At 67.1% G+C, this 25,773-nt stretch carries 25 protein-coding genes; 17 read left to right on the top strand and 8 right to left on the bottom strand.

Annotated elements, in window-relative coordinates:
* Positions 1-250 precede the first annotated feature (250 nt).
* Both ACQPYM_RS29520 and ACQPYM_RS29515 read left to right on the top strand, forming a co-directional pair.
* Positions 251-808, top strand: coding sequence for an NADAR family protein (locus tag ACQPYM_RS29520; RefSeq protein ID WP_433006933.1), 558 nt, complete (start codon positions 251-253; stop codon positions 806-808).
* 76 nt (positions 809-884) lie between these two features.
* The gene (locus ACQPYM_RS29515) at positions 885-1,322 is read left to right on the top strand and encodes a hypothetical protein (RefSeq protein WP_433006930.1); all 438 of its coding nucleotides are present in this window, start codon (positions 885-887) and stop codon (positions 1,320-1,322) included.
* Between the two features lie 264 nt (positions 1,323-1,586).
* On the opposite strand, the gene ACQPYM_RS29510 is transcribed toward ACQPYM_RS29515, so the two are convergent.
* The 3 genes from ACQPYM_RS29510 to ACQPYM_RS29500 all read right to left on the bottom strand — a co-directional run bounded on the left by ACQPYM_RS29510 (position 1,587) and on the right by ACQPYM_RS29500 (position 5,344).
* A complete protein-coding gene (locus tag ACQPYM_RS29510) occupies positions 1,587-1,958 on the bottom strand; it encodes a MarR family winged helix-turn-helix transcriptional regulator (protein ID WP_433006927.1) in 372 nt (123 codons plus the stop codon).
* 68 nt (positions 1,959-2,026) lie between these two features.
* Positions 2,027-2,407: a hypothetical protein gene (locus ACQPYM_RS29505; RefSeq protein ID WP_433006924.1), complete on the bottom strand. Its 381-nt coding sequence runs from the start codon at positions 2,405-2,407 to the stop codon at positions 2,027-2,029.
* A 201-nt stretch (positions 2,408-2,608) separates the two neighbouring features.
* The gene (locus ACQPYM_RS29500) at positions 2,609-5,344 is read right to left on the bottom strand and encodes a hypothetical protein (protein WP_433006921.1); all 2,736 of its coding nucleotides are present in this window, start codon (positions 5,342-5,344) and stop codon (positions 2,609-2,611) included.
* Positions 5,345-5,532: 188 nt separating this feature from the next.
* Here ACQPYM_RS29500 and ACQPYM_RS29495 point away from each other — a divergent pair, with 188 nt between their 5' ends.
* Positions 5,533-6,114, top strand: coding sequence for a dihydrofolate reductase family protein (locus ACQPYM_RS29495; RefSeq protein WP_433006918.1), 582 nt, complete (start codon positions 5,533-5,535; stop codon positions 6,112-6,114).
* Between the two features lie 6 nt (positions 6,115-6,120).
* Here ACQPYM_RS29495 and ACQPYM_RS29490 read toward each other — a convergent pair whose 3' ends face one another.
* Positions 6,121-6,603 carry a YfbM family protein gene (locus tag ACQPYM_RS29490; protein ID WP_433006915.1) on the bottom strand — a complete coding sequence of 161 codons (483 nt, stop codon included), beginning with the start codon at positions 6,601-6,603 and terminating at the stop codon, positions 6,121-6,123.
* Positions 6,604-6,866: 263 nt separating this feature from the next.
* On the opposite strand from ACQPYM_RS29490, the gene ACQPYM_RS29485 reads away from it, so the two are divergent.
* Positions 6,867-8,363, top strand: a complete 1,497-nt coding sequence (locus ACQPYM_RS29485) for a DUF222 domain-containing protein (RefSeq protein ID WP_433006912.1) — start codon at positions 6,867-6,869, stop codon at positions 8,361-8,363.
* 1,021 nt (positions 8,364-9,384) lie between these two features.
* On the opposite strand, the gene ACQPYM_RS29480 is transcribed toward ACQPYM_RS29485, so the two are convergent.
* Complete coding sequence (locus tag ACQPYM_RS29480; protein WP_433006909.1) at positions 9,385-10,257, bottom strand: transglutaminase-like domain-containing protein; 873 nt, start codon at positions 10,255-10,257, stop codon at positions 9,385-9,387.
* Positions 10,257-11,105 carry a MerR family transcriptional regulator gene (locus tag ACQPYM_RS29475; protein WP_433006906.1) on the bottom strand — a complete coding sequence of 283 codons (849 nt, stop codon included), beginning with the start codon at positions 11,103-11,105 and terminating at the stop codon, positions 10,257-10,259. Before ACQPYM_RS29475 ends, ACQPYM_RS29480 begins: the two co-directional genes overlap by 1 nt.
* Positions 11,106-11,392: 287 nt before the next feature.
* Between ACQPYM_RS29475 and ACQPYM_RS29470 the strand changes: the two genes are divergently transcribed.
* The 4 genes from ACQPYM_RS29470 (at position 11,393) to ACQPYM_RS29455 (ending at position 13,273) form a co-directional block, all read left to right on the top strand.
* Positions 11,393-11,812 carry a PadR family transcriptional regulator gene (locus ACQPYM_RS29470; protein WP_433006903.1) on the top strand — a complete coding sequence of 140 codons (420 nt, stop codon included), beginning with the start codon at positions 11,393-11,395 and terminating at the stop codon, positions 11,810-11,812.
* Positions 11,813-11,892: 80 nt separating this feature from the next.
* On the top strand, positions 11,893-12,312 hold the full coding sequence (locus ACQPYM_RS29465) for a DUF3995 domain-containing protein (RefSeq protein WP_433006901.1): 420 nt from the start codon (positions 11,893-11,895) through the stop codon (positions 12,310-12,312).
* Positions 12,309-12,806, top strand: a complete 498-nt coding sequence (locus ACQPYM_RS29460; protein WP_433006898.1) for an RNA polymerase sigma factor — start codon at positions 12,309-12,311, stop codon at positions 12,804-12,806. The genes ACQPYM_RS29465 and ACQPYM_RS29460 overlap by 4 nt, the downstream gene beginning before the upstream one ends.
* Complete coding sequence (locus tag ACQPYM_RS29455; RefSeq protein ID WP_433006895.1) at positions 12,803-13,273, top strand: hypothetical protein; 471 nt, start codon at positions 12,803-12,805, stop codon at positions 13,271-13,273. Before ACQPYM_RS29460 ends, ACQPYM_RS29455 begins: the two co-directional genes overlap by 4 nt.
* Positions 13,274-13,341: 68 nt before the next feature.
* Here ACQPYM_RS29455 and ACQPYM_RS29450 read toward each other — a convergent pair whose 3' ends face one another.
* Entirely contained in the window at positions 13,342-14,157 is an 816-nt protein-coding gene (locus ACQPYM_RS29450) for an SGNH/GDSL hydrolase family protein (RefSeq protein ID WP_433006892.1), read from the bottom strand.
* 94 nt (positions 14,158-14,251) lie between these two features.
* Positions 14,252-16,348, bottom strand: a complete 2,097-nt coding sequence (gene glgX / locus ACQPYM_RS29445) for a glycogen debranching protein GlgX (RefSeq protein WP_433006889.1) — start codon at positions 16,346-16,348, stop codon at positions 14,252-14,254.
* 183 nt (positions 16,349-16,531) lie between these two features.
* Here glgX and ACQPYM_RS29440 point away from each other — a divergent pair, with 183 nt between their 5' ends.
* The 9 genes from ACQPYM_RS29440 (at position 16,532) to ACQPYM_RS29400 (ending at position 25,695) form a co-directional block, all read left to right on the top strand.
* Complete coding sequence (locus tag ACQPYM_RS29440; protein WP_433006886.1) at positions 16,532-17,824, top strand: ABC transporter substrate-binding protein; 1,293 nt, start codon at positions 16,532-16,534, stop codon at positions 17,822-17,824.
* Entirely contained in the window at positions 17,821-18,705 is an 885-nt protein-coding gene (locus tag ACQPYM_RS29435) for a carbohydrate ABC transporter permease (protein WP_433006883.1), read from the top strand. Before ACQPYM_RS29440 ends, ACQPYM_RS29435 begins: the two co-directional genes overlap by 4 nt.
* Entirely contained in the window at positions 18,698-19,537 is an 840-nt protein-coding gene (locus tag ACQPYM_RS29430) for a carbohydrate ABC transporter permease (RefSeq protein WP_433006880.1), read from the top strand. Before ACQPYM_RS29435 ends, ACQPYM_RS29430 begins: the two co-directional genes overlap by 8 nt.
* Before the next feature lie 25 nt (positions 19,538-19,562).
* Positions 19,563-20,579, top strand: coding sequence for a Gfo/Idh/MocA family protein (locus tag ACQPYM_RS29425; RefSeq protein WP_433006877.1), 1,017 nt, complete (start codon positions 19,563-19,565; stop codon positions 20,577-20,579).
* Complete coding sequence (locus ACQPYM_RS29420) at positions 20,576-21,634, top strand: Gfo/Idh/MocA family protein (protein WP_433006874.1); 1,059 nt, start codon at positions 20,576-20,578, stop codon at positions 21,632-21,634. Before ACQPYM_RS29425 ends, ACQPYM_RS29420 begins: the two co-directional genes overlap by 4 nt.
* 180 nt (positions 21,635-21,814) lie before the next feature.
* The gene (locus tag ACQPYM_RS29415) at positions 21,815-22,594 is read left to right on the top strand and encodes an enoyl-CoA hydratase/isomerase family protein (protein WP_433006871.1); all 780 of its coding nucleotides are present in this window, start codon (positions 21,815-21,817) and stop codon (positions 22,592-22,594) included.
* Positions 22,595-23,557 carry a methyltransferase domain-containing protein gene (locus tag ACQPYM_RS29410; protein ID WP_433006868.1) on the top strand — a complete coding sequence of 321 codons (963 nt, stop codon included), beginning with the start codon at positions 22,595-22,597 and terminating at the stop codon, positions 23,555-23,557.
* A gap of 19 nt (positions 23,558-23,576) precedes the next feature.
* Positions 23,577-24,707: a hypothetical protein gene (locus ACQPYM_RS29405; RefSeq protein ID WP_433006865.1), complete on the top strand. Its 1,131-nt coding sequence runs from the start codon at positions 23,577-23,579 to the stop codon at positions 24,705-24,707.
* Entirely contained in the window at positions 24,700-25,695 is a 996-nt protein-coding gene (locus tag ACQPYM_RS29400; protein ID WP_433006862.1) for a hypothetical protein, read from the top strand. The genes ACQPYM_RS29405 and ACQPYM_RS29400 overlap by 8 nt, the downstream gene beginning before the upstream one ends.
* The last annotated feature ends 78 nt before the right edge of the window (positions 25,696-25,773 follow it).

Here is a 25,773-nt window from a genome sequence, read left to right as displayed (position 1 = left end):
CTCGCTCCTACGTCGCTCACTACGGCGCTGGCTCCTACCCACCCTGGGGCGCGGGCTCCTCCGTCGCCCGCTTGGTGAAAGCGGCGGGGGCGACTGCTTCTCCCGGGCGCGCGCCTGCCATCTACCAACTGTTGGGTGCTGGGCCAGACCGTCGTTGTGTTCGACGATTGGCGATGGCGCAGCAGGTTGTTGGCCGGGCGCTGGATCAAAGTCAGGTGCGGGTGAGGGAACAGAGCTGGATTATGGGGCTATGGGTCACGTGGAACCGCGGTCAGTCGGGCAACTGGTGGAAGGGATGGCCGCGGGCCGGAAGTATCGGTATGTCTTCTTCTGGGGCCACACGCCGCGGCGACCGGGCGAGGTGGATGCGAGCTGCTTCAGTCAGTGGTATCCGGCGGAATTCACCGTCGACGGCGTCACCTATCCGACTGCCGAGCACTGGATGATGACGGCCAAGGCGCGGCTGTTTGGTGACATTGCTTCGGCTGCGAAAATCTTGGCGGCTGGTCATCCTGGTGAGGCGAAGGCATTGGGGCGCGAGGTAGCGAACTTTGACGGAGCCGAATGGCGGCGGGAGCGATTCGCGATCGTGGTAGCAGGCAACGTGTCAAAGTTTCGCCAGAACGCTGAGCTTGCGAAGTACTTGGCCGGTACTGGAGACCGCGTGCTGGTCGAGGCGAGTCCGGTCGATCGGATCTGGGGCACGGGACTGGCTGCCGACGACGAGCGGAGTACGGATCCGCAGCAGTGGCTCGGCGAGAACCTGCTCGGCTTCGCGTTGATGGCCGCGCGGGATCAGCTTGATTGACTAACGCGCAGAGTCGCAGCCGGAGTCGATGGTGGGAAGTTCGAGGGAGAAGGGCCGGGCTTTGACTTCTGAGGCGGTGCCTACGCGGGAGGAAGTGCTGGCGTCGGTCGAGATGTCGCTTCGGTTCCTCGAACAGTTGGGGCGTGGGGGTCCGCGACGGGCCGATGGCGGAATCCAGACGACGTTGGCCTATTCCTTGGGCGAGACGTTCGTCGAGGTGGAGCTGGACTGGAGGGAGCAGGCGGTCTTCGTACTGGTTGGGTGGTGCCAGGACGGCGAGATTCCGGACGGCTATTACGTCGACGGCCACGGGACACAGGTCCGGCACCATCTGGCGGCGGTGCTGGAACACGGCGAGCCGACTGACCAAGCCGCCGCCCGTCGACTCGACGAAGCTGTCAAGCGTAGCGGGCCGGAGGCGATGATCCGGCAGATCGACGCATTCAGCGACGTACTCCGGGCCGTTCACCCCCGCCTACCGGCCCTCCTCCCCAACCTGCCGCCTAGACGGTGAGACATATTCTCGATCCGAGTCATCGCAACCCGATCGTCCCTCCGGACGGCGGACTACTGGGCAGCGAGCCATCTGACCTGCCATGAGCATTCGGAATTCACTATGACGGAGAAACCCTGCTGGCAGTGGCTGCCACGTCACTCGGCTTTCCTCGAGCAGTCGGAGCGTGAAGTCCAGCAGCCGCTCCACGAGCCGGCGGGTGGGTAGGAGTTGGTGTCGTGTGAGCGACGAAGGAGTGAGCGTGGCGCCGACGTGGGGGTAGTTTCACGCGTTCAGGGAGTAGGAGCGGTCTATCAGGGTGGTCATCGCTTGCTGGAATGCGCGGCGTTGGCCGGGCGTCCAGTCGTCGGTGAGTTGGTTGAAGACTTTCTCCTGCCAAGCGTGGGCGTTCTTCAGCATCGTGTGGCCGGTCGGTGTCACGGTGGCGTGGCGTCGGCGGGCGTCGGTGTCGAGGGTCCACAGCTCGATCAGGCCGGCGTCCGTGGCGCTCTTCACCAGTCGGGACGCGCCGCTTTGGTCGAAGCCGATTTCGTAGGCGATCGCGTTGATCGTTGCCGGCTCGCCGCGTCGGGTGAGTGAGTCGATCGCCTCGATGACGAGGACGAGCCGGCCCTGTTCCGCGGTTCGGGGGTCCATGGCCGAGGCTCTGCGCGACCAATGGCGCACGAACTCGAACAACGTCTGGCCCGGCCCTGGCTCAGAACTCATTCGGTGGCAGCCAGTTCGCGGCAGATGGACGCGAGGTCGAGAGCTGACCGAAGATCCGGCAGCCGGAGCGCAGCGGTCACCTTCTCCCCACTCACCCGGAACACCGTCGCCACCCTGGTCGGTTTCGCCGGATCCGGCCAGCTCGCCTCTTGCTCGACAACCATGAATCGCTCGCCGACCGGATGCCACGACTTCGGCACCAACTTGATCCCGGAACGCTCCACCCACTCGGCGAACTGCGCCGGGCTGATCGGCCCAGCACCCTTGGGTCCCAGTACGACGATCGGGTCACCGACCACCTTCGCCGACCGCTCCAGATCCCCAGCATTCACACTCGCGTGCCACGCGTTGATGACTTCTTCCAACCTCGACTCCATTCCACAACTCTATGCAAATCGCATAGAACTCACAATGCATTCAGTCTGGCCCATGCTGGTGCAGTAGCCCCGCCCAATGGGTCACCGGTGTGATCGGCCTGCTTTCGCTAAGCGGGCGACGGAGGAGCCCGCGTCCTGGGTGGGAGGGAGCCAGTGCCGTGTGAGCGACGTAGGAGCGAGCGAGGCGCCGACGCGGGGGAGTTACCCGAGGATGTCGATGCCGTCGATGGTGAAGGTGCCGGTCACGACCGTGACCTTCAGGGTGTGAGGGTTCGTTGTTGTCAGGCCTCGGAGCCAGTACGACGTTTGGCGGGTGCCCGTTGGGCCGACGGTGATTCGCTGGGCTGGGGCGCTGTCGATGGAGATGTCCAGGGTGGCGCGGGCGGTTGCTCCGAAGATGTTGAGGCCCGTGCCCTGGAACGGCACCGTCGCCGATGCGCCCGGGCTGAGTACGTGGAACGTCCGGTTGTAGTTCGCGAAGCCCACCTGCTGGAACTGCGCCGGACCGCTGTAGCCAACAACAGATGCAGTGTCGTCCAGCTTGTCCGAACGCCAGGCGTGCCCCTCGACCGGTACGACGGAAAGGTTGTCCCAGCTGTTCTCGTAGAAGCCGGACGTCAGGGCAATGCGGCCCGCCATGACGGTGTTGGGCGCCGTGTCGGTCCAGGTCGTCAGCTCGGAGCCGTCGACCGACGGAGTGAGCTGGTTCTCCTTCGCCTCCAGTGAGATGCGGTGCCAGGCGTCCGGATCGAAGCCCGTGATGGTGCCTGAGGCAACGACCGTGTCGAGCTTGCGCAGTTCCCAGCCGCCCACTGGCGACAGGCGCAGCGAGTAGGCCGCGAGATTCGCTCCCTGCGACACCACTTGCCGGACGCCGAGTCCGGCGAAGTTGGCCAGCGCAGGGTTGCGGACATCGCGGTCGAAGCGCACGTCGATCGAGGCGCGATAGTTCGCCCACGTGTGGTCACCCAGTATCGTCGCCGGGGTGGCCGTCGAGAGACGGTTCTGAGACCCGTCGCCCCAGGAGTTCCAGGTGTAGCCGCGGTTGTCCGCGTGGATGCGTTGCTGGAGCACATGGCCCTCGCCGGACTCAACGACCTCAAAGGCACCGTTCTGGTCAGCCGTGTAGCGCGGGGTTCCGCCACGGCGCTGCAGATAGCTCATGTCGACGCCGTTGACGTCCTCGGTCGGATAGCCGGAGTACTCGAAATCGTCGGAGTACGGGAGTGCGAGTGGCGAGTTCGCGGCGGCCGGCGCGTACTCGCCGGGGGAGTACTCCGTGGCCGAGCGGTGGACTCCGCGGGGCAGCGACGACATCGTGAGGATCGAGTACGGTTCAACTTTGATTCGGTAGACGAAGTACTTGCTGCCGTTGTCGCCGGTCTCCAAGCGAACCGGTGTGACGAACCCCAGATTCTGGAAGTGGTTCACGTCGACAGGCTGCTTGGCGGCGTCGTCCGGACCCTTGGTCTGCCAGAGATGAAGAGGTGTCGACGCCTTGGTACCGAGGTCGGTCACCGTGACCTCGAAGTACCGGGCCTTGCTGGTGTTGTTGGCGTGGACCTGGGTGAAGTCGGTGCCCGGGCCGTCGCCCAGCTTGGCCGGCTCCCGCAACGTCAGGTACGTCCGGGTGCTCGAATCGACCGCGGTGCCGCCGTCGGCGAACGTCCCGTCCCCAAAGCTGGCGCCCTCGACATACTCCCACCCCTCGTCGATGAACTGCATGAAGTGCCGCACGAGGGTGATCCCGACCCCGCCCTCGTAGTACCCGGACCACGGGTCGGACGCGCGGATCAGATGCTTGGGCGAGTACGACGATCCTTCGTACAGCGCGCTCACCGCGGGCTGGAACAGGAACGACGTCATGTGCGCCGGGTTGTCACCGGACCCGGACCACCGGTACGCGTTGATGAACCGGTCCGCGATGTCGACCGCGCCGACCGTACCGCCGATCCCGCCCCGCTCCGGCTGGGCATTGATCCGGTACTCCGGGTCGATCATCGGCGCGACGCCCTCGGAGTAGATCACCTCTTTGCCATGCTCCTTGTTGAGCCGGGTGAGGTTGGGTCCGCCGCCGATCGTGTAATGGATGCCGATGGCATCGATCTGGCCGAGTGCCTCGGGACTCTTCAGGATGGCCGCGGCCACCGTCTCGCCGTTGCGGTAGGAGTCCATCGCGACGACCTTGATCTTGGAGTAGTCGTAGCGGGCGTCGCCGGCCCGCGCGTCCGCTTCGAGCCGTTGCGCGAAGTCGACCACCCAACCGAGTTCGGAGCCGAGCTGGTTCATGTTCAGCTCGTTCTGCGACGGGCTGAGGTAGTCGAACTTGACGCCGTACGTGTCGTACGCCGCGTCGATCGTCTCCTTGTACCACCGGTACCGATCGGCCGGCCGGTTGCCCGTCCAGGACGGCTCACCCCAGCGCAGCGCCTCGACCTTGACGTGCGGGTTGATCGTCTTCGCGTCCGCGATCAGCCGGAAACCGGCGCCCCGCAGTACGTTCGCCGGCTCGTCCGCGCTGCGCTTCGTCGCCGGCTCGGCGCCCGACGAGGTGTCGGTGTCCGAACCGAGCTCCACCTTGATGTGGTTGAGGCCCGCGCCGGTCCGCTTGTTGAAGAGCAGATTGAGGATCCGCCAATACGCCGCCGGGTTCTCCTCGCGGTAGTCGAGCAGCAGCCGCGAAGTGTTGTTGCAGGAGACCGACCCGAAGCCGCCGAAGACGTTGTACGCCTCGCCGGCCGAATCCCGCTCCACGTCGTCACCGTCGACGACGATGTCGCTCCACGCGGTGGTCTCGTCCCCGAAGATCAGCCCGGGGGCCTTGCCCGCCAGGTCAGTATCGGTTGCCGACGCGGCGACGTACGGCGCGCTGGTCCAGATCGACGTGATCATCAGTGCCACGGACGCCGCGCGCCGCCACCGGGTGTTGTGCAACATGGGACCAAGGGTCATCGGGCTTCGACGGGAGCAGCAAGACTCCGAAAGCATTCGAACAGAGACGACCACAACCACTCACACCATGTACTCCGGCCGTCGTTTCGCGGAATTGTCGAATGCGAGGGCGACTCTTCGTGTGGAGGGTACGAACGCGGATCCGCCGCGCCGGACAATCCGAGGAGAGACCGATGGCCAGTTCCGTTCTCTACATGTCGATGTCGCTCGACGGGTTCATCGCGGGACCGAACGACACCCCGGACAACCCGGGCGGCGACGGGTTCATGCGGCTGCACGACTGGTTCATCACGCCCGAGGGAGAGTTCGGCCGGCCGGGTGGGGTAGCGGGGGAGGTGTGCGACGAGATGGAGCAGTACGGCGCGATCGTCGCCGGCCGCAACACCGTCGAGCAGGTCGACCACTGGGGTGGGGACCGGCACGGCGTACAGATCTTCGTCCCCAGCCACCGGCCGCCCGCACCGTCGGTGGCGAAGTACCCGAAGGTCACCTACGTCACCGATGGCATCGCCAGCGCAATGGCCCAGGCGAAGGAGGCGGCTGGGGATCGATACGTGCTGGTCCACGGTGCCTACACAGCCCAGACCGCTTTAGAGGCCGGAGTACTGGACGAACTCCAGATCCACCAGATCCCAGTACTCCTCGGCAACGGCCGACGCCTGTTCGACGTACTGCCGAGCCGCATCGAACTCGACATCGTCCGCGTAGTAGACACCCCCGAGGCGACCCACCTCCGCTACCGGGTACGCCGCTGACCCGGGTCAGGTGAGCGTCTGCAGCACCCAGCGACCGTCGGCGGCTGCGTGGGTGTACAACGCCTTCAGGGTTTCGAAGTTGGGCAGCAGGTAGCTGTCGAAGACGTCCGCTTCGTCCCAGATGTCCGGGTAGACCTCGGCCTCCGACAGGGCGTCGGGATCGAACCGCGCACGAAGCTCGTCCGCGCCGATCGAATCAAGCGCCGCCGCCACCGAAACCACACTGGCCGGGTCGAGCAGCCTTGGCCGTCCGTAACCCCAGTCCTCACCGAACTCCTCGCCACCCATGATCGCCTGCCCAAGAGCACCTTCGGCACCCCAGGCGGCGCCGGTCAGTACCCAGTGCAGTCCATGCCACGCCTTGTCGAGGTCAGCAACAGCCGGCGGTTTCCCCGCCTGCTCGACAAGATCCCCCAGCGACTCCGGATCCGCCTTGAGCCCATCCGCCTCCGCCGCGGTCAGACTGCGCCCTTCCCAGATCATCGACATCCGCAAATCCTCACACCCGACGGTGTCAGGCGAGGCTGGGCGACAAGCAGCAGTACGACCTGAGCGCGCAGAGCAAGCGGGTCACCAGCGCAGACAGCTGCCTGCGCCGGTGACCCCCCGTATCCACCCCTCCGCCCTTGCTTTGTACACAGCTTTGGGTTCCCTCTGCACATCTTGGCCAGTTCCTGCCAATCGCGGTTTCCCTTATCTACAAGGCGGTCTGGGCACGGAAATTGTCGGTGGCGGTGTCTAGAGTTTGATGTATGGAGACCACGCAGCTACTCCCACCGTCGAGGCTCGGTGACAGCGCTTTGCTGTCCACTCTCGACGCGGTCGAGGCTGCCCTTTCCACTCTGAGCACGTACCGCCTGCAGTTGGTCGCGGACTTCGATCAGCGCGGCCTGGCAGGCGAGCATGGTGCCCGCGACACCATCGAGTTCTTGTCGCTGCGTCACCATCGCAACCGCCGCGAGATCAAGCAAGACCTCACGACCGCCGAGGCCCTCCGCAGCTACACCGCCGTCAAGGCCGCGCTGCCGGACCCCGCGGCACCAACGGACCCGACGCCCACCACTGCCGACGCCCCGGCACTGGTGTTGAACCCGGGCCAGGCCGCAGCGATCGTCACCACCTTGGAGAAGGCGCCGGCGTCGGTGCCGGACGATTTGCTGCGGGTGGCTGAGGAGCAGATGATCGAAGCCGCTCAGCTGCTCACTCCGGACGGGCTGCTGGGTTTCGGCCGCGAGGTGTTGGCCCGGTTGGACACCGACGGCCCTGAACCCGCCGAACACGACGCCGCCGCCCGTGAGTCGCTCACGCTGCACCGGGCCGACGGCGGCGTGAAGTTCAGCGGCTACCTGGCCGGGGAGAACGCTGAACAGTTCCGTACCCAGATCAACCGGTTGTCCAAGCCTCACCGCACCGTCGACGGTGAGCTGGACCCGCGCCCGCACGCCAAGCGCCAGGCCGACGCGTTGAGCTTGATCCTGGACCTGGCCGCGGCCAACACACCCCGCACCGACAGCGACCCGGGCACCTCGAACGGCTCGCACGCCCCGGGCGTGCCGCACATCACCATCACCATCGACTTCGACGACCTCCGCGCCGCCACCGCCCAAGCCGTCGGGGAGTTGGTGTACGGCGACAACCTGTCCGCCTCCGCGATCCGGCGGCTGGCCTGTGACGCCGCGATCTTGCCGATCGTGCTCGGCTCGGACTCCCAGCCGCTGGACGTGGGCACCGAGCAGCGTTTCGTGACGCGGCCGATCCGGCGGGCGCTGATGAGGCGGGACAAGGGCTGTGTGGTCTGCAAGGCGCCGCCGTGGCAGTGCCACGCCCACCACCTGATCCACTGGATCGACGGCGGCCCGACCTCGATCACGAATCTGGTGCTGCTGTGCGCCGGTCACCACCGCGCCGTCCACTCCGGCCAGTGGGCCATCACCATCACCGGAGGCGTCGTCCACGTCACCCGGCCCACCTGGACCAGCCCCGGCATCACCAGCGCCGCAGATCTCGCCAACCTCACCGACCTGTCCCACTACTACACCCCGACCTCCAGCGGACAGGTCAGCGTAAACCCGCAGCACCAACACCCCGACCGCGTACCCACCACCAGCCTCACCCAGGAACCCGATCCGCAGCCAGACTCGCGGCCCAAGGCGCAGGTCGGTACTGGAGACCTGTCCTGGCTCACCCCAGAAGCCGCCGCACTCCTAGACCCCTGGGGCGACAACAGCACCCCCTCCGCCGGCCCGTAAACGCCCGGCGCCCGCAGGCGGCGCCGCACCCCTGGGGGAAACACCCACACCCTTCAGCGCGCGTTCACCACGCGCGCCCAGACCCATGCCCCCCACGGCTTTGGTAGCGGGCGTTCATCACGGCCGCCCGGATCCATGTCTGCCCGCAGCTTGGTAGCGGGCGTTCAGCATGCGCGCCGGGACTCATGCTCGCCCACAGTTTGGTAGCGGGCGTTCAGCATGCGCGCCCGGACCCATGCCCGCCCGCAGCTTGGTGCTGATGACACCTGTTCGGCTGAGGCGGCCACCCACGCGGAGAAGACCACGGCGCCCACTGTGACGTCGCTCCTCCACCCAGCCGCCCGACCGTCCGGACAAGGAGTCGACGGAAAGCCCGCACTTCGGTTCCCCCGTCGCGGGCCCAATCCCCGCGCAGACCATCGCCCCGTCCGCGCCGCCGGCGAGGGGCCGTCCCCCCACGCGGGACATCGCGCCGTCCGCGCCGCCGACGTAGGGCAGTCCCCCACGCGGGACATCGCCCCGTCGCAGTCTGCAGTTGCCGTGCTACCCAGCTTCCTACGTGATCACACTGCTTTCACCAAGCGAGGAGCCCGCGTTCCAAGGGTAGGTGGGAGCGAGTGGCGTGTAAGCGACGCAGGAACGAGCGAGCCGCCAGCGCGGGGGCGATCTCCACGCGGACCTCGCCCCGTCCGCGCAGTCTGCAGTTGCTGTGCGACTCGGGCTCCCTGGTCGATCACGTTGCTCTCGCCGAGCGGGCGACGGAGGAGCCTGTCCCGGGGTGGCTGGGAGCTAGTGGCGTCTGAGCGACGCAGAAGGGAGCGAGTCGCCGGCGTGGGGGCAGTTGCCCACGCGGGACATCGCCCCCGTCCACGCAGTCTGCAGTTGCCCCGCCACTCGGGCTCCTGCGTGATCACACTGCTCACGCCAAGCGGCCGACGGAGGAGCCTGCGTCCTGGGGTGGGTGGGAGCTTGTGGCGTGTGAGTGACGCAGGAGCGAGCGAGCTGCGGGCGTGGGGCAGCCCTAAACAGCAACAGTCCGGGTTTTTAGGTCGATCGTTACCGGTGGGTGGTTGGCGGGGGAGAGTTGCAGGACCTGCCCGGCCGGGTGCAGTTGGGGGTCGGTGGCGTAGCGAGCCGCCAGCTCGTCGGTTGCCGCGGTGTTTCCGTTGTCGGAGGCAACAAGGAGGGTGGCGATCTGGTCGGTCAGGTCGAGGTCGCCGTCCAGGTTGTCCGACATCGCGCCCCAGCTGTCCCAGAGCAGCAGCTCATCACCCTGCAGATGGGCCAGCTGGAAGAACACGTAGTTGCGGATGAACCAGCCACCACGAATCGGCAGCGACGGGTCCACGCCGAAGGCGTCGCCATCAAGCTCGCCGGCCCGATACCCGAGCCACACCTCCGCCGCCGACCTGAAGAAGCCAGGCGTCATGTCCTGCGGATCGAACAGCCACGGCGGACCGGGCTCGAGTTGCGCGTCCACCATCACCCAGCGCTCGCCGTTCCAGTACTCCGCGACGACGTGGTCGTGGTTGAACCCTTCGGCGAAGTAGTTGGAGAAACCGATCTGGCTGCGGGCCGGAATGCCCTTGTGGCGCAGGGCCGAGACGGTCAGCAGGGTGTAGTCGCGGCAGCAGCCGACGATCCGGTCGAAGGGTTCGCGCGGCGTGGCCAGCGGCGTACCGTTGCGGTTCTGGTCGGTGGTCAGCATCGCCTCGACCCACCGATGGTTGATCTCCTCGTAGCGGTCACCGGTGAACTCGATGCCGCCACCGCGGTAGTGGATGACCAGGTTGCGGATCACGGCGGTCAGGCCAGGGATGTCCGACGGCAGTGCGTCGAACAGCGCAGCATGGACGCCTGGATCGCTGTAGTGGGTTTGGGCCGAGTAGTCCATCAAGCATGTCCTTCAATCGGTTGGGCGATGTCGACCCCCGGCTCGGAGCCGGGGAGGTGCTGGAAGCCTGGGTGGTAGACCTCGCGGGCGGGACCGGTAGTGGGCCGGCCGGAGCGCCGGACCCAGTCCTCGACCAGGTCGTAGGCGAGCATGATCCGCGGGTACGCGCACTCGTCCTTGGTGATCGTGCAGTAGGCCTCGGTGTGCGCAGGCTCGACCCGGATCGCGATCGGCCCGGCCGGGTCCACCAGTCCGGTGAACGGCACGCACACCTCGACTGTCGCCTCGCTCTCCGGCGTCACTGCTCCGTGGTAGATCACCCAGGAGCTGCCAGGTAGGTCAGCACCGCCCTGGTTGAGATGCGCGAGGATCTGCATCGTCGACGAGACGATGACCCCGATCAGCGACTGCTGGTCCGTGTCGGCCCGGATGGACGCCACCTTGGTCTCCGGTACGTCGCGAGTCAGTACCGGCCGTGGCGGCAACGCGAGACTGATCGGACGGAGCAGCCGGTCCCGCAGGTACTCCAAAGTCGCCTTGCGAGCCTCGTTGGTCGCCTGCTCGGCCGCCCACCACCGGTCCAGCCGGATGAGGCCTTCGGCGTCGGTGCCTGCCAGTACTTCGGCGATGGTGCTCAGCGGCATGTCGAGCTGGCGCATCACACTGATCCGGCGGGCGCGTTCGAGCTGGCTGACGGCGTACCGGCGGTAGCCGTTGACCGGGTCGACCCGGACCGGTGCGAGCAGCCCTGACACGTCGTACAGGCGGAGTGCTTTGTGGGAGAGGCCGGCCCGGCGGCCGAACTCGCTGATCGTCAGCTCGTCATCGGTGTCGCGTGGCGCCGTCATGGAGCTCAGTGAACACCCTGCCCCAGGGGCAAGGTGAAGTTTCGGGACAGGGCTTGCGTTCATGACACTAGCGATATATCGTTAGTGTCATGAACAATATCGAGGAGGATTCCATGAACACCCCCAACGAACTCAGAGGCCGCCGACGCGGCCACCGTCACCCCCGCCGCGACGGATCGCGGATGGGCGAAGGCATGCCGATGCACCGCGGTCGCGGTGGACGAGCCCCCGGACGTGGCGCAGGCCGCGGCCGAGCCCCGCGCGGTGATGTCCGAACGGCCGTTCTGATGCTGCTCGCCGAGGAGCCGATGCACGGTTACCAACTGATGCAGGCGATCGCTGATCGCAGCGGCGGGCGCTGGACCCCCAGCCCCGGTGCCATCTACCCGACTATCAACCAACTGGAAGACGAGGGCCTGGTCCGCGTGACCGCCGAGGCAGGCCGCAAGCTCGTCACCCTGACCGACGCCGGTCGCGAATACGTCGAGGGGCGTCGCGAGACGTCGACCGACCCGTTCGCCGGTTTCGCGAGCGCCGAGCCCGCCACCGACCTGCGCGGACTGCTCGAGGAACTGCACGGCGCAACCCGGCAGGTCGGCCGCAGCGGCTCGGAAGAGCAGCGCGCAGCCGCGGCCAAGATCCTGGCGGACGCCCGCCGCTCGATCTATCTCCTGCTGGCCGATGGCCCGCAGAATCCCGAAGCCTGAGACCTGCGTCACACCAGGGAACGTTTCGGCCGAACGGCTCCTCTTCCCGGATGTCCACCCACATCTGAGGAGGGGTCGGGATGGGAACTCGAAAACTCGCCGCGGGCGCGCACATCCTGCTCGCAGCCGTACATCTCTACTGGGCAACGGGCGCGACCTGGCCCGCCGCTGACGAACGATCCCTCTCGCTGGCGGTTCTCGGCCGCGAAGTGTCCTTCGGTCCAGCGGTCGTGCTGCCGCTGGCAGCGCTGCACCTGCTGCTCGCCTTCGCAGTACTCCGGTCCGGAAGGTCCTCGCTCGCGAGACTTGTCGTAGCCGGCCTCGTTGCCGGCCTGACCGCGCGCGCTGCGCTGGGCCTGGTGTGGGCCTTCGGCGACACCAGTACTGCGTTCTACTGGCTCAACCTTTTGCTCTACACACCCGCGTGCCTGGCACTCCTGACGATCGACGTCGGTTTGATTCGGGCGCGGCGAACCCGTCTGGAAGAGTTCGCGGCGTGATCGAGGATCCGGAGCAGCTCGTGCGGGCGGCGCAGGGTGGTGACACCCTCGCGATGAGCCAGCTGCTCGACCAGCTCGCGCCGTACGTCGGCCGGATCTGCGCGCCAATCGCCTTGAGCAACGGCCCGGACGCCGCCCAGGAAGCCCTGGTCGCGGTCTTCAAATCACTGCGGACGCTCAAGGACCCAGCCGCACTCTTCGGCTGGGTCCGGGCGATCGCGATTCGGGAGGCGATCCGGGTGGCGCGGCGAGAGCAGCGGCAGGTCGCCGCGGATCTGGCCGAGCTGCCGGCTCGTGATGACCCACAGCTGGCGGTCGATATCCGGGACACGTTGGCGAGGTTGTCGCCCGAGCATCGGGCGCTGCTCGTCCTGCGCGACCTGGAGGGCCTGGACGAGCGAGACGCGGCGGCACTGCTCGAAGTACCGGCAGGAACAGCGAAATCCCGGCTCCATCGAGCCCGGGAGAGTTTCCGGAAGGCGTGGGCATCATGACCGACAACTGGCCTGACCCCGAGTGGCCGGACTTCGACCTCGACACCGTACGCCGGTTGCGCGCCCTCGCAGCGGCTATCCCGGGAGCCGCGGTGACCGAACGCGTCTTCGACACGACTGCTCACCACGTCTGGGACCTGATGTGGGGCGATGGAACCCAGGTGATCGAGATCCAGCCCGACATGCAGGAGATCGAGATGCTCGAACAGGCGGAAGACCGGGTGCGCATGCTGGTCCGCAGCCGCTACGGCATGAAAGCTCGCCTGGAAGGCACAGTCCGCCCCGGCTGGTGCTGGCTACAGAGCCGCTTCCTCCTGATCGGAATGGCAGCCGCCGACGAACCAGACGGAGGCACTCGAGTTGCCCTCACCGGTGGAGTGCGCGTCCCTGGCCGAGCCGCAATCGTCCCCATCGGCGTACGCCGAGAAAGCAGGAAGTCACTCGACCGCCTAGCAGCAAAGCTCTGAGCAAGCCGAGCCGCATTGACCTTCGCCATCACAAGACAGCGCCAGGGCTCACAAGGCGTGGCTAGGGCTCACAACGCGGCGCTGGGGCTGCGGGTCAGGGTTGCTGGGAGTGCGGCCAGTAGGGCGTCCTTCTGGTGGCTGTAGCCGGCGTCGTTGGGGTGGAACAGGTCGGGGGCGAGTTTGCCGCGCCATGGTGGGCGGGCGTGCCGGGAGACTTCGGCGACTGGTAGGCCGCGTTCTGCTGCCGTCGTGTGGATCGTCCGGTTGATGGTGGCGACGTACGGGCTGCAGAGACCGCCGACGGCCCAGAAGCGGTCGGGCAGCAGCAGGTCCATCACCACCGAGGAGGACGGCAAACGACGGATCAAGTCGCGCAGGTTGCTGTGCACCTTTTTCGGTGCGGTGCCCAAGATGTCGTTGCTGCCGATGCCGCAGGTCACCAGCGCGGGTTCGGCGTCCAGCTTCTCGATCAACGGCAGTTGGTCGTGAAGAACGTGAGCCGCTTGAGCGCCGGCCCGGGAGAGGTTGAGTACGCGCCATGGCCGGTCGGACCGGTCGTTCAACGTCCTCAGAGTCTGGCCGACATAACCATGCATCGGCGAGGTCGCGCCGAGACCTTGTGCCGTCGAGTCGCCGAGCACCACCCAGAGCGGACCGTCGCCAAAGCGAGCGGTCTCGTTCTGCCGGGTCCAGAACTCCGCGAAAGTCCGCGCCTGAACGTCGACGAACGCAACGCCGTCACACCACCGTCGAAAGGCCCGCCGAGACGTAGTTCGCTCGGCATCGCCCCAGCGCACCACCATCTGGTGCAGCACGCCAATGGGCGTCGTGTGGTCGTGTTCGCTGCGTTCGTAGTGCCGTTCGGCCGCTCCCAGCAAAGCCATCCAGGTCCCCCTTCGGACATCACCTCGACGCCGGAGTGGCCCGGACGTGAACAGTTGGTGACGATCGAAGGTACAGGTCCTAGGTGAACAGATTTCAGAGCGCGCGGAGCAGCACCAGGCAGCGGGGTGCGAGTGGGACCACGGCGTTGGCTTCGACCTCGGTCGCGCCGCTCCCGCTGGTGTCCAGCACGACCTCGTACGCCGGTGCCCACGACGCGTTCGGTACGACGACATCCCGCGTCTCGGCCGTCGCGTTGAGGGCGAGCAGGAACGAGTTGTCGACCGGAACGTTGCCCTCGGCATCAGTTCCGCGGAGCGCGTCGCCGGCCAGGAACATGCCGATGGTGCGCAGATTCCCGTCGTGCCAATCGGCTTCGGTCATCTCGCCACCGTGCGGCGCGATCCAGGACAAATCCTTGCGACCACCGGGCACCACCGGCTGACCCGAGAAGTAGTGCCACTGCCGCAAGGCCGGGTGCGCAGCACGCAGAGCGAGCAGTTTCTTCGTCAAAGCCAGCTGATCCGGCCAGGCACCAGGCAGCGACCAGTCGAACCAAGACGTCTCGTTGTCCTGGCAGTACGCGTTGTTGTTGCCGTGCTGCGTCCGCCCGCATTCGTCGCCGGCGGTGATCATCGGTACGCCGGTCGACAGCACCAGCGTTGCCATCAGGTTCGCCATCTGGCGTTTGCGCAAGGCGATCACCGCGGGATCGTCGGTCTCGCCCTCGACCCCACAGTTCCAGGACCGGTTGTCGTCGGTGCCGTCGCGGTTGTCCTCGCGGTTCAGTTCGTTGTGCTTGTGGTTGTAGGAGACCAGATCGCGCAGAGTGAAACCGTCGTGCGCGGTGACGAAGTTGATCGACGCATACGGGTAGCGCCCGTCGTCGCCGTACAGGTCGCTCGAGCCGGACAGCCGGTAGGCGAGGTCCTGCACCCCGTACGACGAGGTGCGCCAGATGTCGCGCACCGAGTCGCGGTACTTGCCGTTCCACTCCGACCACGGCGTGCCGAAGTTGCCGACCTGGTAGCCGAAGTTGCCGACGTCCCACGGTTCGGAGATCAGCTTGACCCGGCCGAGCACCGGGTCGGCCGCGACCTCGGCGAGGAACGGATGTCCCACCGTGTCGACCTCATGCCGCTCGTTGCGGATCAGCGTCACCGCCAGGTCGAACCGGAACCCGTCGACGCCCATCTCCTCGACCCAGTACCGCAGTGAGTCCATCACCAGCCGGCGGACCTGCGGGTGCGATGTGTCGACCGAGTTGCCGGTACCGGTGACGTCGTACATCGCGCCGCCCTGCGTCAACCGGTAGTACGCCCGGTTGTCGAGTCCGCGGAAGCTCAGGCTCGGCCCGTCGAAGCCGCCCTCGGCCGTGTGGTTGTAGACGACGTCGAGGATCACCTCGATGCCCGCGGCATGGAACGCGGCCACCATCGCCTTGAACTCCGCCACCTGCGCGCCCAGCGACCCCGCCGACGAGTACGGCGCGTGCGGCGCGAAGTAGTTGAGCGAGTTGTAGCCCCAGTAGTTGGGCAGCCCGCGCGCGGCGATCGCCGGCTCGGTCAGGAAGTGGTGGATCGGCAGCAACTCGACCGAGGTGACGCCCAGGTCGGTCAGATAGTTGATCACGGACGGGTGCGCCAGGCCGGCGTACGTGCCGCGCTGGTGCTCCGGTACGTCGGGGTGCAGCTTGGTGAAGCCCTTGACGTGGAGCTCGTAGACCACCGTCTCGGTCCACGGGACCGGCCGGCTGATCGGGGGCGGCGGCTCGGAGTCGGCAACGACCACGCCGACCGGCACGTGCCCGGCCGAGTCCCCAGGCGAGGAGTCGTAGATCAACGAGCTACCGAAGTCGAGTGACCCGTCGACCGCGCGAGCGTACGGGTCGAGCAGCAGCTTCGCCGGGTTGAACCGCAGTCCGTGCGTCGGGTCGAACGGCCCGTGCACCCGGTACCCGTACCGCTGCCCGTGCCCGACGCCGCCCACGAACCCGGTCCAGTACTCGCCGGTGTGGGTGAGATCCAGGTTGCGCTGGCTCCCGTCATCGCCGAGCAACGTCAGTTCGACTCGCTCGGCGGCAGGTGCCCAGACGGTGAATGTCGTGCCATCGGGCTGGACCACCGCGCCCAACCGGTACTCGGGGTCGGGAGCGGGGCCGAGCGCGTTCGGGGCGGCGGTGGCTTCGGTCACCGGCACATTGTGCCCATGACAGGTCAAACACGCCGCAGGGGAGTCGCAACATGAGCGTAACGATGGCGATTGTGTTCGTGAGATGCGCCTTGCGAACACCGACGCGCACTGATACAAACGTAGGAACGTTACTAAATTACGTGATGTGAAGCCACCCGGTAACAGGTTGCCCGAGGAGACAGCATGCGTATTTCGTCCGTCGTAGCCGGGGTCGCGCTCGCCGCCCTGGCGCTCACCGGCTGCGGAGGCAACTCCGGCAGCGAGGGAGCCGCCAAGGTCCCCGACGACCCGGCCAAGGTGAAGGGCGACCTCACCTACGCGATCTGGGACGTGAACCAGCAGCCGGCGATGCAACAGATCGTCAAGGCGTTCAACCAGAAGTACCCGGACGTGAAGGTCTCGATCTCGCTGGCCACCTTCGACCAGTACTTCACCAAGCTGAAGACGCAGGGCTCGTCGGACAACCTGCCCGACGTGTTCTGGATGAACGGCCCCAACTTCCAGCTGTTCGCCTCGAACAAGCAGCTCGCCCCCCTCGACGGGCTGGTCGAGGCCAAGCAGGTCGACCCGGCCAACTACCCGAAGGCGCTGAACGAGCTCTACACGCTCGACGGCAAGCAGTACGGCGTACCGAAGGACTTCGACACGATCGCGCTCTGGTACAACAAGCGCCTGTTCGCCGAGGCCAAGGTCGAGCCGCCGACGGCCGAGTGGACCTGGGCCGACTACAAGGCCGCGGCCGTGAAGCTCAAGGCGGCGCTGGGCCCGAAGGGGATCTGGGCGACCGGTGACACGCTCGGCAACCAGGCCGACTTCTACCCGGCGATGCTGAGCAACGGCGGGTTCGTGATCAAGGACGGCAAGTCCGGGTACTCCGACCCGAAGTCGATCGAGGCGCTGCAGTTCTGGTCCGACATGGTCAAGGGCGGCTTCACCCCGAACGCCGCGCAGAACGCCGAGACCAAGAGCCAGGACCGGTTCTTCGACGGCAAGGCCGCGATGATGTGGAACGGCAACTGGGTCGTCTCGGCCGCGCTCAAGTCGCCGCACAAGAACGACTTCACCGTGGTGCCGTTGCCGAAGGCACCGAGTGGCGACCGCAAGACCGTCATCCACGGCATCGCCAACGTGATGAGCGCGAAGTCGAAGAACCCCGAGGCCGCGGCCGCCTTCCTGGCCTTCCTCGGTGGCAAGGACGCGGCTCTCATCCAGGCCAAGGCCGGCGCCGCGAACCCGGCGTTCACCGGAACCCAGACCGACTTCGTCAACAGCGCGCCGCAGTACAACCTGAAGACCTACATCGAGGCGGCCGAGCAGTACGCCGAGCCGTACCCGGTCTCGAAGGACACCGGCGTCTGGAACAAGCTCGAGACCGACGAGCTGGTACCGGCGTTCGGTGGTGACAAGCCGATGTCCGAGGTCGCCCCGAAGATCGCGACCAAGATGGACGAGGCACTGGGCAAAGAGAAGAAGTGAGCAAGGCACGTTCGGCCGACGGTAAGTGGCCGTGGCTCTTCGTCCTGCCGACCTTTCTGGGCGTGTTGGTCTTCTACCTGTGGCCGTTGGTGAAGACGCTGTACGACAGCTTCACCGAGACCGGCCCGTTCGGTGGCGCGACCTGGGTCGGTGCGGCGAACTACAGCACGCTGGTCGGTGACGCCGAGGTCTACCGGGCGATCGTCAACACCGTGGTCTACACGGCGATCGTGCTGCTCGGCATCCCGCTCGCGGTGCTGTTCGCGAGTCTGCTGAACCGGCCGGGGCTGAAGGGCGCGATGGTCTACCGGACCCTGTTCTTCCTCCCGTACGTCGCGATGCCGACGGCCATCTCGCTGGTCTGGCGGATCATCTACAACGGCGAGTACGGCGTACTGAACCAGGCGCTCGGCGTGTTCGGGATCGACGGGCCGTCCTGGATCACCGAGCCGTGGTTCGCGCTGATCGCGGTCGCGCTGCTCGGGCTGTGGATGTCGATCGGCTTCAACATGATCGTGTTGTCGGCCGGACTGAAGGGCATCCCGCCCGAGCTGTACGAGGCGGCATCGCTGGACGGCGCCGGCTCGGCCCAGCAGTTCCGGTCCATCACCGTGCCGCTGCTGACGCCGTCGATCTTCTTCCTGTCGGTGATCACGACGATCGCCGGGTTCCAGCTGTTCGACCAGCTGTTCGCACTGCTCGGGCCGACCAACCCGGTGATGCCGAAGACGCAGTCGCTGGTCTTCCTCTTCTACGACGCGGCGTTCGTCGGCAACGATCGCGGGTACGCCGCCGCGGTCGCAGTACTGATCCTGTTGGTGGTCGGTCTGCTGACCCTGTTCCAGTTCCGTTTCCAGCGCAGGTGGGTGACCTATGACTAAGCGCGCCGACCAGCAACGGCTGGGCAGCAACCGGCTGGCCCATGTGGTCCTGGTCCTCGGCAGCCTGGTGATGATGTTTCCGTTCCTGTGGCAGATCAAGCTGGCGTTCTCCAGCAACGCGGAGATCCAGGCGGTGCCACCGGACCTGCTGCCGAAGGGTCTGGAGTGGAGCAACTTCACCGAGGTGTTCGAGCGGCTGCCGTTCCTGGACCAGTTCTGGGTCTCGGTCGCGGTCACGGTCGGCCGGACGGTCGGGCAGCTCGTGCTGTGCTCGATGGCCGGTTATGCGTTCGCCCGGATGTCGTTCCGGTTCAAGGGCCTGATGCTCGGGCTGATCCTGTCCATCCTGATGGTGCCCAGCCAGGTGTACCTGATCCCGCAGTACCAGATCGTGCAGCAGCTCGGCTGGCTGAACACGATCCAGGGCATCATCGCGCCGGGCGTCTTCAGCGCGTTCGGCACCTTCTTGATGATGCAGTTCTTCAAGTCGATCCCGGCCGAGCTGGAGGAGGCCGCGCGGCTGGACGGCTGCAACCCGTGGCAGACCTTCTGGAAGGTCGTCCTGCCGGTGGCCAAGCCCGGGCTCATCTCGCTGGCGATCATCACCGTGCTGGCGTCCTGGGCCGATCTGCTCTGGCCGCTCGTGGTCACCTCGTCCCCGAATGAGATGCCCCTTGCGGTCGGGCTGGCCACCCTGAGTGGATATCAGGGCAGCATCTCGCCGGGCGTGATGATGGCAGCGGCCCTGATGGCCATGCTGCCGATCCTGATCCTCTTCGTCGTCCTGCAGCGTCGCGTCGTCGAAGGCATCGCGTTCTCCGGACTCAAGTAGTTCAACCAGCTAACAAAGGACAGTCATGTCTGACTCTGACCTCACGGTCGGACTGATCGGCGCGGGCAACATCGCGCACGTTCACGTCGCGGCCTGGCAGGCGCTCGGCGCCCGGGTGCTGGTGCACTCGGCCGCCGGCGCCGGGGAACTCGCGGCGCAGTACGGGCTGGAGGTGGCGCCGACCCTCGACGGCCTGCTGGCCGCGGTGGACTTCGTCGACATCGTCACCCCGTCCGCGACGCACAAGGAGATCGCGCTCGCGGCGATCAAAGCAGGTCGCGACGTCATCTGCGAGAAGCCGCTGGCGCTGGTCGCCGCCGACGCGCACGAGCTGTCCGCGGCGGCGGCCGCTGCCGGCGTACGGATCTATCCGGCGCATGTGGTGCGGTACTTCCCGGAGTACGTCGCGGCGCACTCCGCCGTCGTCTCCGGGCAGATCGGTCAGGTCGCCGTCGCGCGGTTCTTCCGTCAGGCGTCGTCACCGGCCGGCGCTGGGTGGTACCGCGAGGTCGCGCGTTCGGGCGGCGTGATCATGGACCTGATGGTGCACGACCTTGACCAGGCCCGCTGGCTGTGCGGCGAGGTGACCAGCCTGTACGCCGTACAGAGTCCGCCGACCGTGGACGGGATCAGCCCGGTCAACGTGGCGGCTCACGTGACGCTGACCCACGAGGGCGGCGCGATCAGCCACTTGCGAGCGACCTGGGGAGCAGCCGGTACGCCGTTCAAGACCGGCTTCTCGATCGCGGGCTCCAAGGGTGTGCTCGAGTACACCTCCGGCAAGGACACCGGGTACTCCGAGGAGCTGCAGGCGGGTTCAGCTGGGGGAGACCTTTTGATCCCGTCATCGACGCTCTACGAGAGCCCTTATCTGACCCAGTTGCGTGAACTGGCTGCTGCTTTGAAGGGCGGTCCGGAGCCTCGGGTGGTCGCCGCTGACGGTGCTGCAGCCGTTTACCTTGCGGAGGCCGCGCGCGAGTCGATGGCGACCGGCCGGACCGTGGACATGAGTGTTTTCAACCCGGCGGGAGTGGCGGAATGACTCTGAAGGTAGCTCTGGCGTCGTTCGCCCACACTCACGCTGCGTCGTACGCGCGGCTGCTCGGCTCGATGCCTGACATCGAGGTGTTGTCATCGGATCCTGACGGTGCCGCGGCGCCTGACGCCGGTCCGCGGGGCGCTTCCTTTGCCGCTCAGGTTGGCGTGCCGTATGTAGATTCCTACGACGAGTTGTTCGCGTGGAGTCCCGACGCCGTGGTCGTGACCTCGGAGAACGCCCTGCATCGCGGGCTCGTGGAACGGGCTGCCGCGGTCGGGGCGCACGTGCTGTGCGAGAAGCCGCTGGCGACCGAGGTGGCTGACGGCGAGGCGATGCTGGCTGCTTGCGAGGCGGCCGGCGTGATCCTCATGACGGCGTACCCGGTGCGCTTCGCGCCGTCGTACGGGCGGCTCCGGGCGTCGGTCGAGGCGGGGCGGCTCGGGGAGGTCTTCGCAGTGCTCGGGACGAACAACGGGAAGATCCCGTATGCGCAGCGGCAGTGGTTCACCGACGCTTCGCTGGCCGGCGGGGGAGCGCTGGTTGACCACACCGTGCACTGTGCGGATCTGATCGACGGGCTGACCGGCGGGGTTGAGGCTGCGCGCGTGCATGCAGTCGCCAACCACGTGTTGCACCAGGACAAGGGTGTGACGGTGGAGACCGGCGGCCTCGTCACGATCACCTACGAAAACGGGCTGTTGGCAACGATCGACTGCTCGTGGAGCGTGCCTGACAACGGGCCGACGTGGGGTGGCGTGACGCTGCAGGTGACAGGGACGAACGGTTCGGTGGAGATCGCGCCGTTCCAGTCGCACGTCGGCGGCACCGACGCGTCGGGCGAGGTGTTCCTGCCGGTCGGGGGTGATCTCGACGCGATGATGCTCGCCGAGTTCCTGACCGCAGTACGAGCCTCTGGTCCGGCAGTTCCCGGTACTCCGCCCGCGGTGGTCCCGCAGCCCGATGGTGCGGTGGGTCTCCGCACCCTTCGGATCGTCGACGCGGCCCGCCGCTCGGTGGCTGCCGGCCAACCCGTCGACGTTCGACCGTCTGCCCTCTGAGGGGTTAACCCCTCAGAGGAGGGGTTGCCCAGCTGGATTCTGGCAGGGCAACCCACCATTTCGGGGGTGGACCCTCGAAAGGGCGGGCGGCTGGGGAGGGCGTAGTACTGCTCCTTCGACTGGTCCGGTACCGTGCCGGGGATGTGACCCGCGGGTAGTACACGACACGAGGAGCTGGTGATGGGCGAGTTCGTCAACCTGACGGTGGCCGACGGAGTCGGCACGATCCGGCTGGACCGGCCGAAGATGAACGCGCTCAACGTCCAGGTCCAGGACGAGATCAAGGCGGCCGCGCTGGAGGCCACCGCGAACGACGACGTCCGCGCCGTGGTGATCTACGGCGGCGAGCGGGTCTTCGCGGCCGGCGCGGACATCAAGGAGATGGCGGACATGTCGTACGCCGACATGGTCCGCCGCTCCGGTCCGCTGCAGGCGTCGCTGTCCGCGGTCGCCGCCATCCCGAAGCCGACCGTCGCGGCGATCACCGGCTACGCGCTCGGTGGCGGCTGCGAGCTCGCGCTGTGCGCCGACTACCGGATCGCGGCCGACGACGCCAAGCTCGGCCAGCCGGAGATCCTGCTCGGCATCATCCCCGGCGCGGGCGGCACCCAGCGGCTGTCCCGGCTGGTCGGCCCGTCCAAGGCCAAGGACCTGATCTACACCGGCCGGTTCGTCGACGCGGCGGAGTCGTTGCAGATCGGGCTCGTCGACAAGGTCGTACCGGCCGCTGAAGTTTATGAGGCGGCCGTCGCCTGGGCCTCGCAGTTCTCGCGGGGCGCCGCGCTGGCGTTGCGGGCGGCCAAGGAGTCGATCGATGCCGGGCTCGGGGTGGATCTGCACACTGGGCTGGAGATCGAGCGGCAGCAGTTCGCCGCGCTCTTCGCCACCGAGGACCGCTCCATCGGTATGAAGTCGTTTGTCGAGAACGGCCCGGGCAAGGCCGAGTTCAAGGGAATCTGAATGACCACGTCTGCATCGAACCCTGACACCGCCAAGCCCGCTGCCACCGCTGAAGAGGTCGAGGCGGCGTGGAACGACAACAAGCTCGCCCAGGTGCTCTACCACGACTGGGAAGCCTCGACCTATGACGAGAAGTGGTCGATCTCGTACGACGAACGCTGTGTCGAGTACGCCCGGGACCGGTTCGTCGACGTGGCCGGCTCCGAGGGCTGGCCGTACGGCAAGTCGCTCGAGATCGGCGCCGGGACCGGTTTCTTCACGCTGAACCTGAAGCTGGCCGGCGTCCTGGCCGAGGCGCACGTCACCGACCTGTCGCCGGGCATGGTCGAGGCGGCCAAGCGGAACGCGGACACGCTCGGTTTCGCGATCGAGGGCAAGGTCGCCGACGCCGAGAAACTGCCGTACGACGACGACACGTTCGACCTGGTGATCGGGCATGCGGTGATCCACCACATCCCGGACGTCGAGCTGGCGTTCCGCGAAATGCTGCGCGTGCTCAAGCCGGGCGGCCGTTTCGTCATCTGCGGCGAGCCCACCCGGTACGGCGACTTCGTGGCGCGACGGCTGTCCCGGCTGACCTGGTGGGCGACCACGAACGTGACCAAGCTGCCCGCGTTGTCGCACTGGCGCAGGCCGCAGTCCGAGCTCGACGAGTCGTCGCGGGCCGCTGCGCTGGAGGCTGTGGTCGACCTGCACACCTTCGACCCGGACACGCTGGCCCGGATGGCGTTGCGCGCCGGCGCTGTCGACGTACGGACTGTCACCGAAGAGTTGCTGGCGGCTTGGGTCGGCTGGCCGATCCGGACCTTCGAGGCCGCGGTACCGGAGGAGAAGCTCGGGTTCGGCTGGCGGATGTTCGCCTACAAGTCCTGGCTGCAGCTGTCCAAGGTCGACAAGGTGCTCTCGTCGGTCGTGCCCGACGAGCTCTACTACAACGTGTCGATCACCGGCGTCGCTCCGTAAGGGTGTACATACTGGACGGATGCGGTTGCTGACGGCGGCGAATCTGCGCTGGGTGGTGCGCCACCGGGCGTGGACGCCGTACTACCTGAAGCGGTACTGGCGGTTCGCCTGGTTCAAGCTGCGGCATCCGCAGGTGATCACCGAGGGATTCGTCTTCCTCGGCAAGAAGCTGGAGATCGTCGCGCGGCCCGGGCATGGCCGGCTGATCCTGGGCAAGTGGGTGCACCTCGGCGACGAGACGCGGCTGCGCGCGCACGAGGGCACATTGCGGATCGGCGACAAGGTGGTGTTCGCCCGGGACGTGACGGTGAACTGCTACCTGGACATCGAGATCGGCGCGTCGACACTCATCGCGGACACCACGTACATCTGCGACTTCGACCACCAGACCGAAGACCTCGACCTGCCGATCAAGGACCAGGGCCTGGTGAAGTCCCCGGTCCGCATCGGCCCTGACTGCTGGCTGGCCACCAAAGTCACCGTCACCCGCGGCACCGACATCGGCCGCGGCACCGTGATCGGCGCCAACAGCGTTGCCCGAGGCAACATCCCGGCGTACTCGATCGCCGCCGGCATCCCCGCCCGCGTAGTAGCCGACCGCAAAACCCGCTACCAGGCAGGCGCCGCCCGCCGCGCCTACCTGGCCGACCTAGCCGAAACCAACGCCCAAACCACCACCACCCTCCAATCCGGCCACCTCCCCACCCCCGCGGACGAACCACCCCCGCCAGGCACTGCAGGAGGCCGGGAGCAAACGGATCGGTCAGGCACTGGCAGCTCATCCAAGGCTGCCTTCCGGGAAACTCCTGCGGCGCAGCGGCGAGCAACTACCGCGGCGGACCCCGCCGCGATCAAGCAAACCGCCACCACACACGGAAACTCAGAGCCGCTCAGCGACGAGGGTCACCCGCCCACCACGGACCCACCGCGCACTGCGGAGCCTTCGAACACATCCGCGGCACCTCCAAGCACTGCGGCGCAGCGGACCTCAACCCCCGCAGATCCAGCAACAACTGACGCCGACGCCAGCCCGCGCGGCGGAGTACAGGGAACTGAGAACGACGGAGATCCCACCAAGGGGTTCTCAAGTTACTCACCAGTCGGGCACTATGTCCCCGGAGTCGTCGAAGAGGAGACGCAGCGTGGCTGATCAGACCGGCGCGGACGCCGTACGGTCCGTCCTGCCGGCCACCGAGCCGTCGGCGCTGGGCCAAGCGGCGACCGACAGTTCGCTCACCGAGGCGCGCCATCGAGCGGTCGATCCGGTCCCGATCGTGGCCGTGGATGTGACTGATGGTGCGGAGCTGGCTACGTTGGAGACAGTGGACGGAGTGCCGTCGGCACCGATCTGGAGGGTGCGGCGCAAACTGTCGCCGCGCCCGGTCCCGGGCAACCGACGCAGGAAACCGCCGGTGCCGGCACTGGCGACGGACGAGGAACCGATCCCGGCTGAGGAGATGGACGACGTGGGTACTCAACCCGACAAGGCGGCGAAGACCGCCGCTGCCGAGCAGGCGGTGACATCGGACGTGGCGGCTGAGGAGACTCCCGCGGCCGAGGCGTCCTCCAGCAGCCCCGGTGCGACCACAACCGCGACCACGACCGCGACCAGGTCCGCGAAACCGAAGACGGCGGCGGAGATCGTCGCCGAGCAGCGTGCCCGCGAGAAGGCCGCGGCCGAGGCGCCGCAGGACACGGCCGTGACGAAGCCCGTCACCCGCCAGCCGGCCTCGCCCAGCTCGCCGGCCGTTTCGAGCGCCAACGCCTCCAAGCCGAAGCCGGCCGTGGCGAAGAAGACCGTCACCTCGTCATCGAGCGACAAGGGCAAGGCCGCCTTGTCCGCGGTGGGTTCGGGCGTGAAGCGCTTCCGGAACCTGGTGGCCTCGCTGGTCTGGCTGGTCGCCGTGATCGCCGCCGCGGTGCTTGCCCTGGGCGCCCTTTTCACTGCCCTGGATCAGGCCAACCAGAGCAACGAGATCGTCAAGTGGGTGCTGGAGCGCGGCCATGATCTGGTCGGCCCGTTCAAGGACCTGTTCCGCCTGGAGACGGCGAAGAACACCCTGCTGGTCAACTGGGGCATCGCAGCCCTCGTCTACCTGGTCATCGGCAAAATCGCCGAACGCTTCATCCGCCCCTGACCCGTACGACGTCGCAAGCCGGCCCGAGTACTCCGTGATTCGCGGCCGGCGCGACCTCTCCCGTACTGCGTAAGCGGT

The sequence above is a fragment of the Kribbella sp. CA-294648 genome (assembly GCF_050943845.1).
Classification (GTDB): domain Bacteria; phylum Actinomycetota; class Actinomycetes; order Propionibacteriales; family Kribbellaceae; genus Kribbella.
Note: the sequence above shows the minus strand (reverse complement) of the source record. Positions and strands in the feature narration are given on the sequence as shown.

Bases quoted from the DNA above. Each gene is read 5' to 3' on its own strand.
- ACQPYM_RS29470 (WP_433006903.1), top strand. From the start codon at position 11,393: ATGCTGCTCGCCGAGGAGCCGATGCACGGTTACCAACTGATGCAGGCG.
- ACQPYM_RS29480 (WP_433006909.1), bottom strand. From the start codon at position 10,257: ATGGACTACTCGGCCCAAACCCACTACAGCGATCCAGGCGTCCATGCT.
- ACQPYM_RS29505 (WP_433006924.1), bottom strand. From the start codon at position 2,407: ATGGAGTCGAGGTTGGAAGAAGTCATCAACGCGTGGCACGCGAGTGTG.
- ACQPYM_RS29465 (WP_433006901.1), top strand. From the start codon at position 11,893: ATGGGAACTCGAAAACTCGCCGCGGGCGCGCACATCCTGCTCGCAGCC.
- ACQPYM_RS29500 (WP_433006921.1), bottom strand. From the start codon at position 5,344: ATGTTGCACAACACCCGGTGGCGGCGCGCGGCGTCCGTGGCACTGATG.
- ACQPYM_RS29490 (WP_433006915.1), bottom strand. From the start codon at position 6,603: ATGTCGATGATCTGGGAAGGGCGCAGTCTGACCGCGGCGGAGGCGGAT.
- ACQPYM_RS29495 (WP_433006918.1), top strand. From the start codon at position 5,533: ATGGCCAGTTCCGTTCTCTACATGTCGATGTCGCTCGACGGGTTCATC.
- ACQPYM_RS29405 (WP_433006865.1), top strand. From the start codon at position 23,577: ATGCGGTTGCTGACGGCGGCGAATCTGCGCTGGGTGGTGCGCCACCGG.
- ACQPYM_RS29510 (WP_433006927.1), bottom strand. From the start codon at position 1,958: ATGGACCCCCGAACCGCGGAACAGGGCCGGCTCGTCCTCGTCATCGAG.
- ACQPYM_RS29420 (WP_433006874.1), top strand. From the start codon at position 20,576: ATGACTCTGAAGGTAGCTCTGGCGTCGTTCGCCCACACTCACGCTGCG.
- ACQPYM_RS29410 (WP_433006868.1), top strand. From the start codon at position 22,595: ATGACCACGTCTGCATCGAACCCTGACACCGCCAAGCCCGCTGCCACC.
- ACQPYM_RS29415 (WP_433006871.1), top strand. From the start codon at position 21,815: ATGGGCGAGTTCGTCAACCTGACGGTGGCCGACGGAGTCGGCACGATC.
- ACQPYM_RS29430 (WP_433006880.1), top strand. From the start codon at position 18,698: ATGACTAAGCGCGCCGACCAGCAACGGCTGGGCAGCAACCGGCTGGCC.
- ACQPYM_RS29450 (WP_433006892.1), bottom strand. From the start codon at position 14,157: ATGGCTTTGCTGGGAGCGGCCGAACGGCACTACGAACGCAGCGAACAC.
- ACQPYM_RS29485 (WP_433006912.1), top strand. From the start codon at position 6,867: ATGGAGACCACGCAGCTACTCCCACCGTCGAGGCTCGGTGACAGCGCT.
- ACQPYM_RS29455 (WP_433006895.1), top strand. From the start codon at position 12,803: ATGACCGACAACTGGCCTGACCCCGAGTGGCCGGACTTCGACCTCGAC.
- ACQPYM_RS29440 (WP_433006886.1), top strand. From the start codon at position 16,532: ATGCGTATTTCGTCCGTCGTAGCCGGGGTCGCGCTCGCCGCCCTGGCG.
- ACQPYM_RS29475 (WP_433006906.1), bottom strand. From the start codon at position 11,105: ATGACGGCGCCACGCGACACCGATGACGAGCTGACGATCAGCGAGTTC.
- ACQPYM_RS29520 (WP_433006933.1), top strand. From the start codon at position 251: ATGGGTCACGTGGAACCGCGGTCAGTCGGGCAACTGGTGGAAGGGATG.
- ACQPYM_RS29425 (WP_433006877.1), top strand. From the start codon at position 19,563: ATGTCTGACTCTGACCTCACGGTCGGACTGATCGGCGCGGGCAACATC.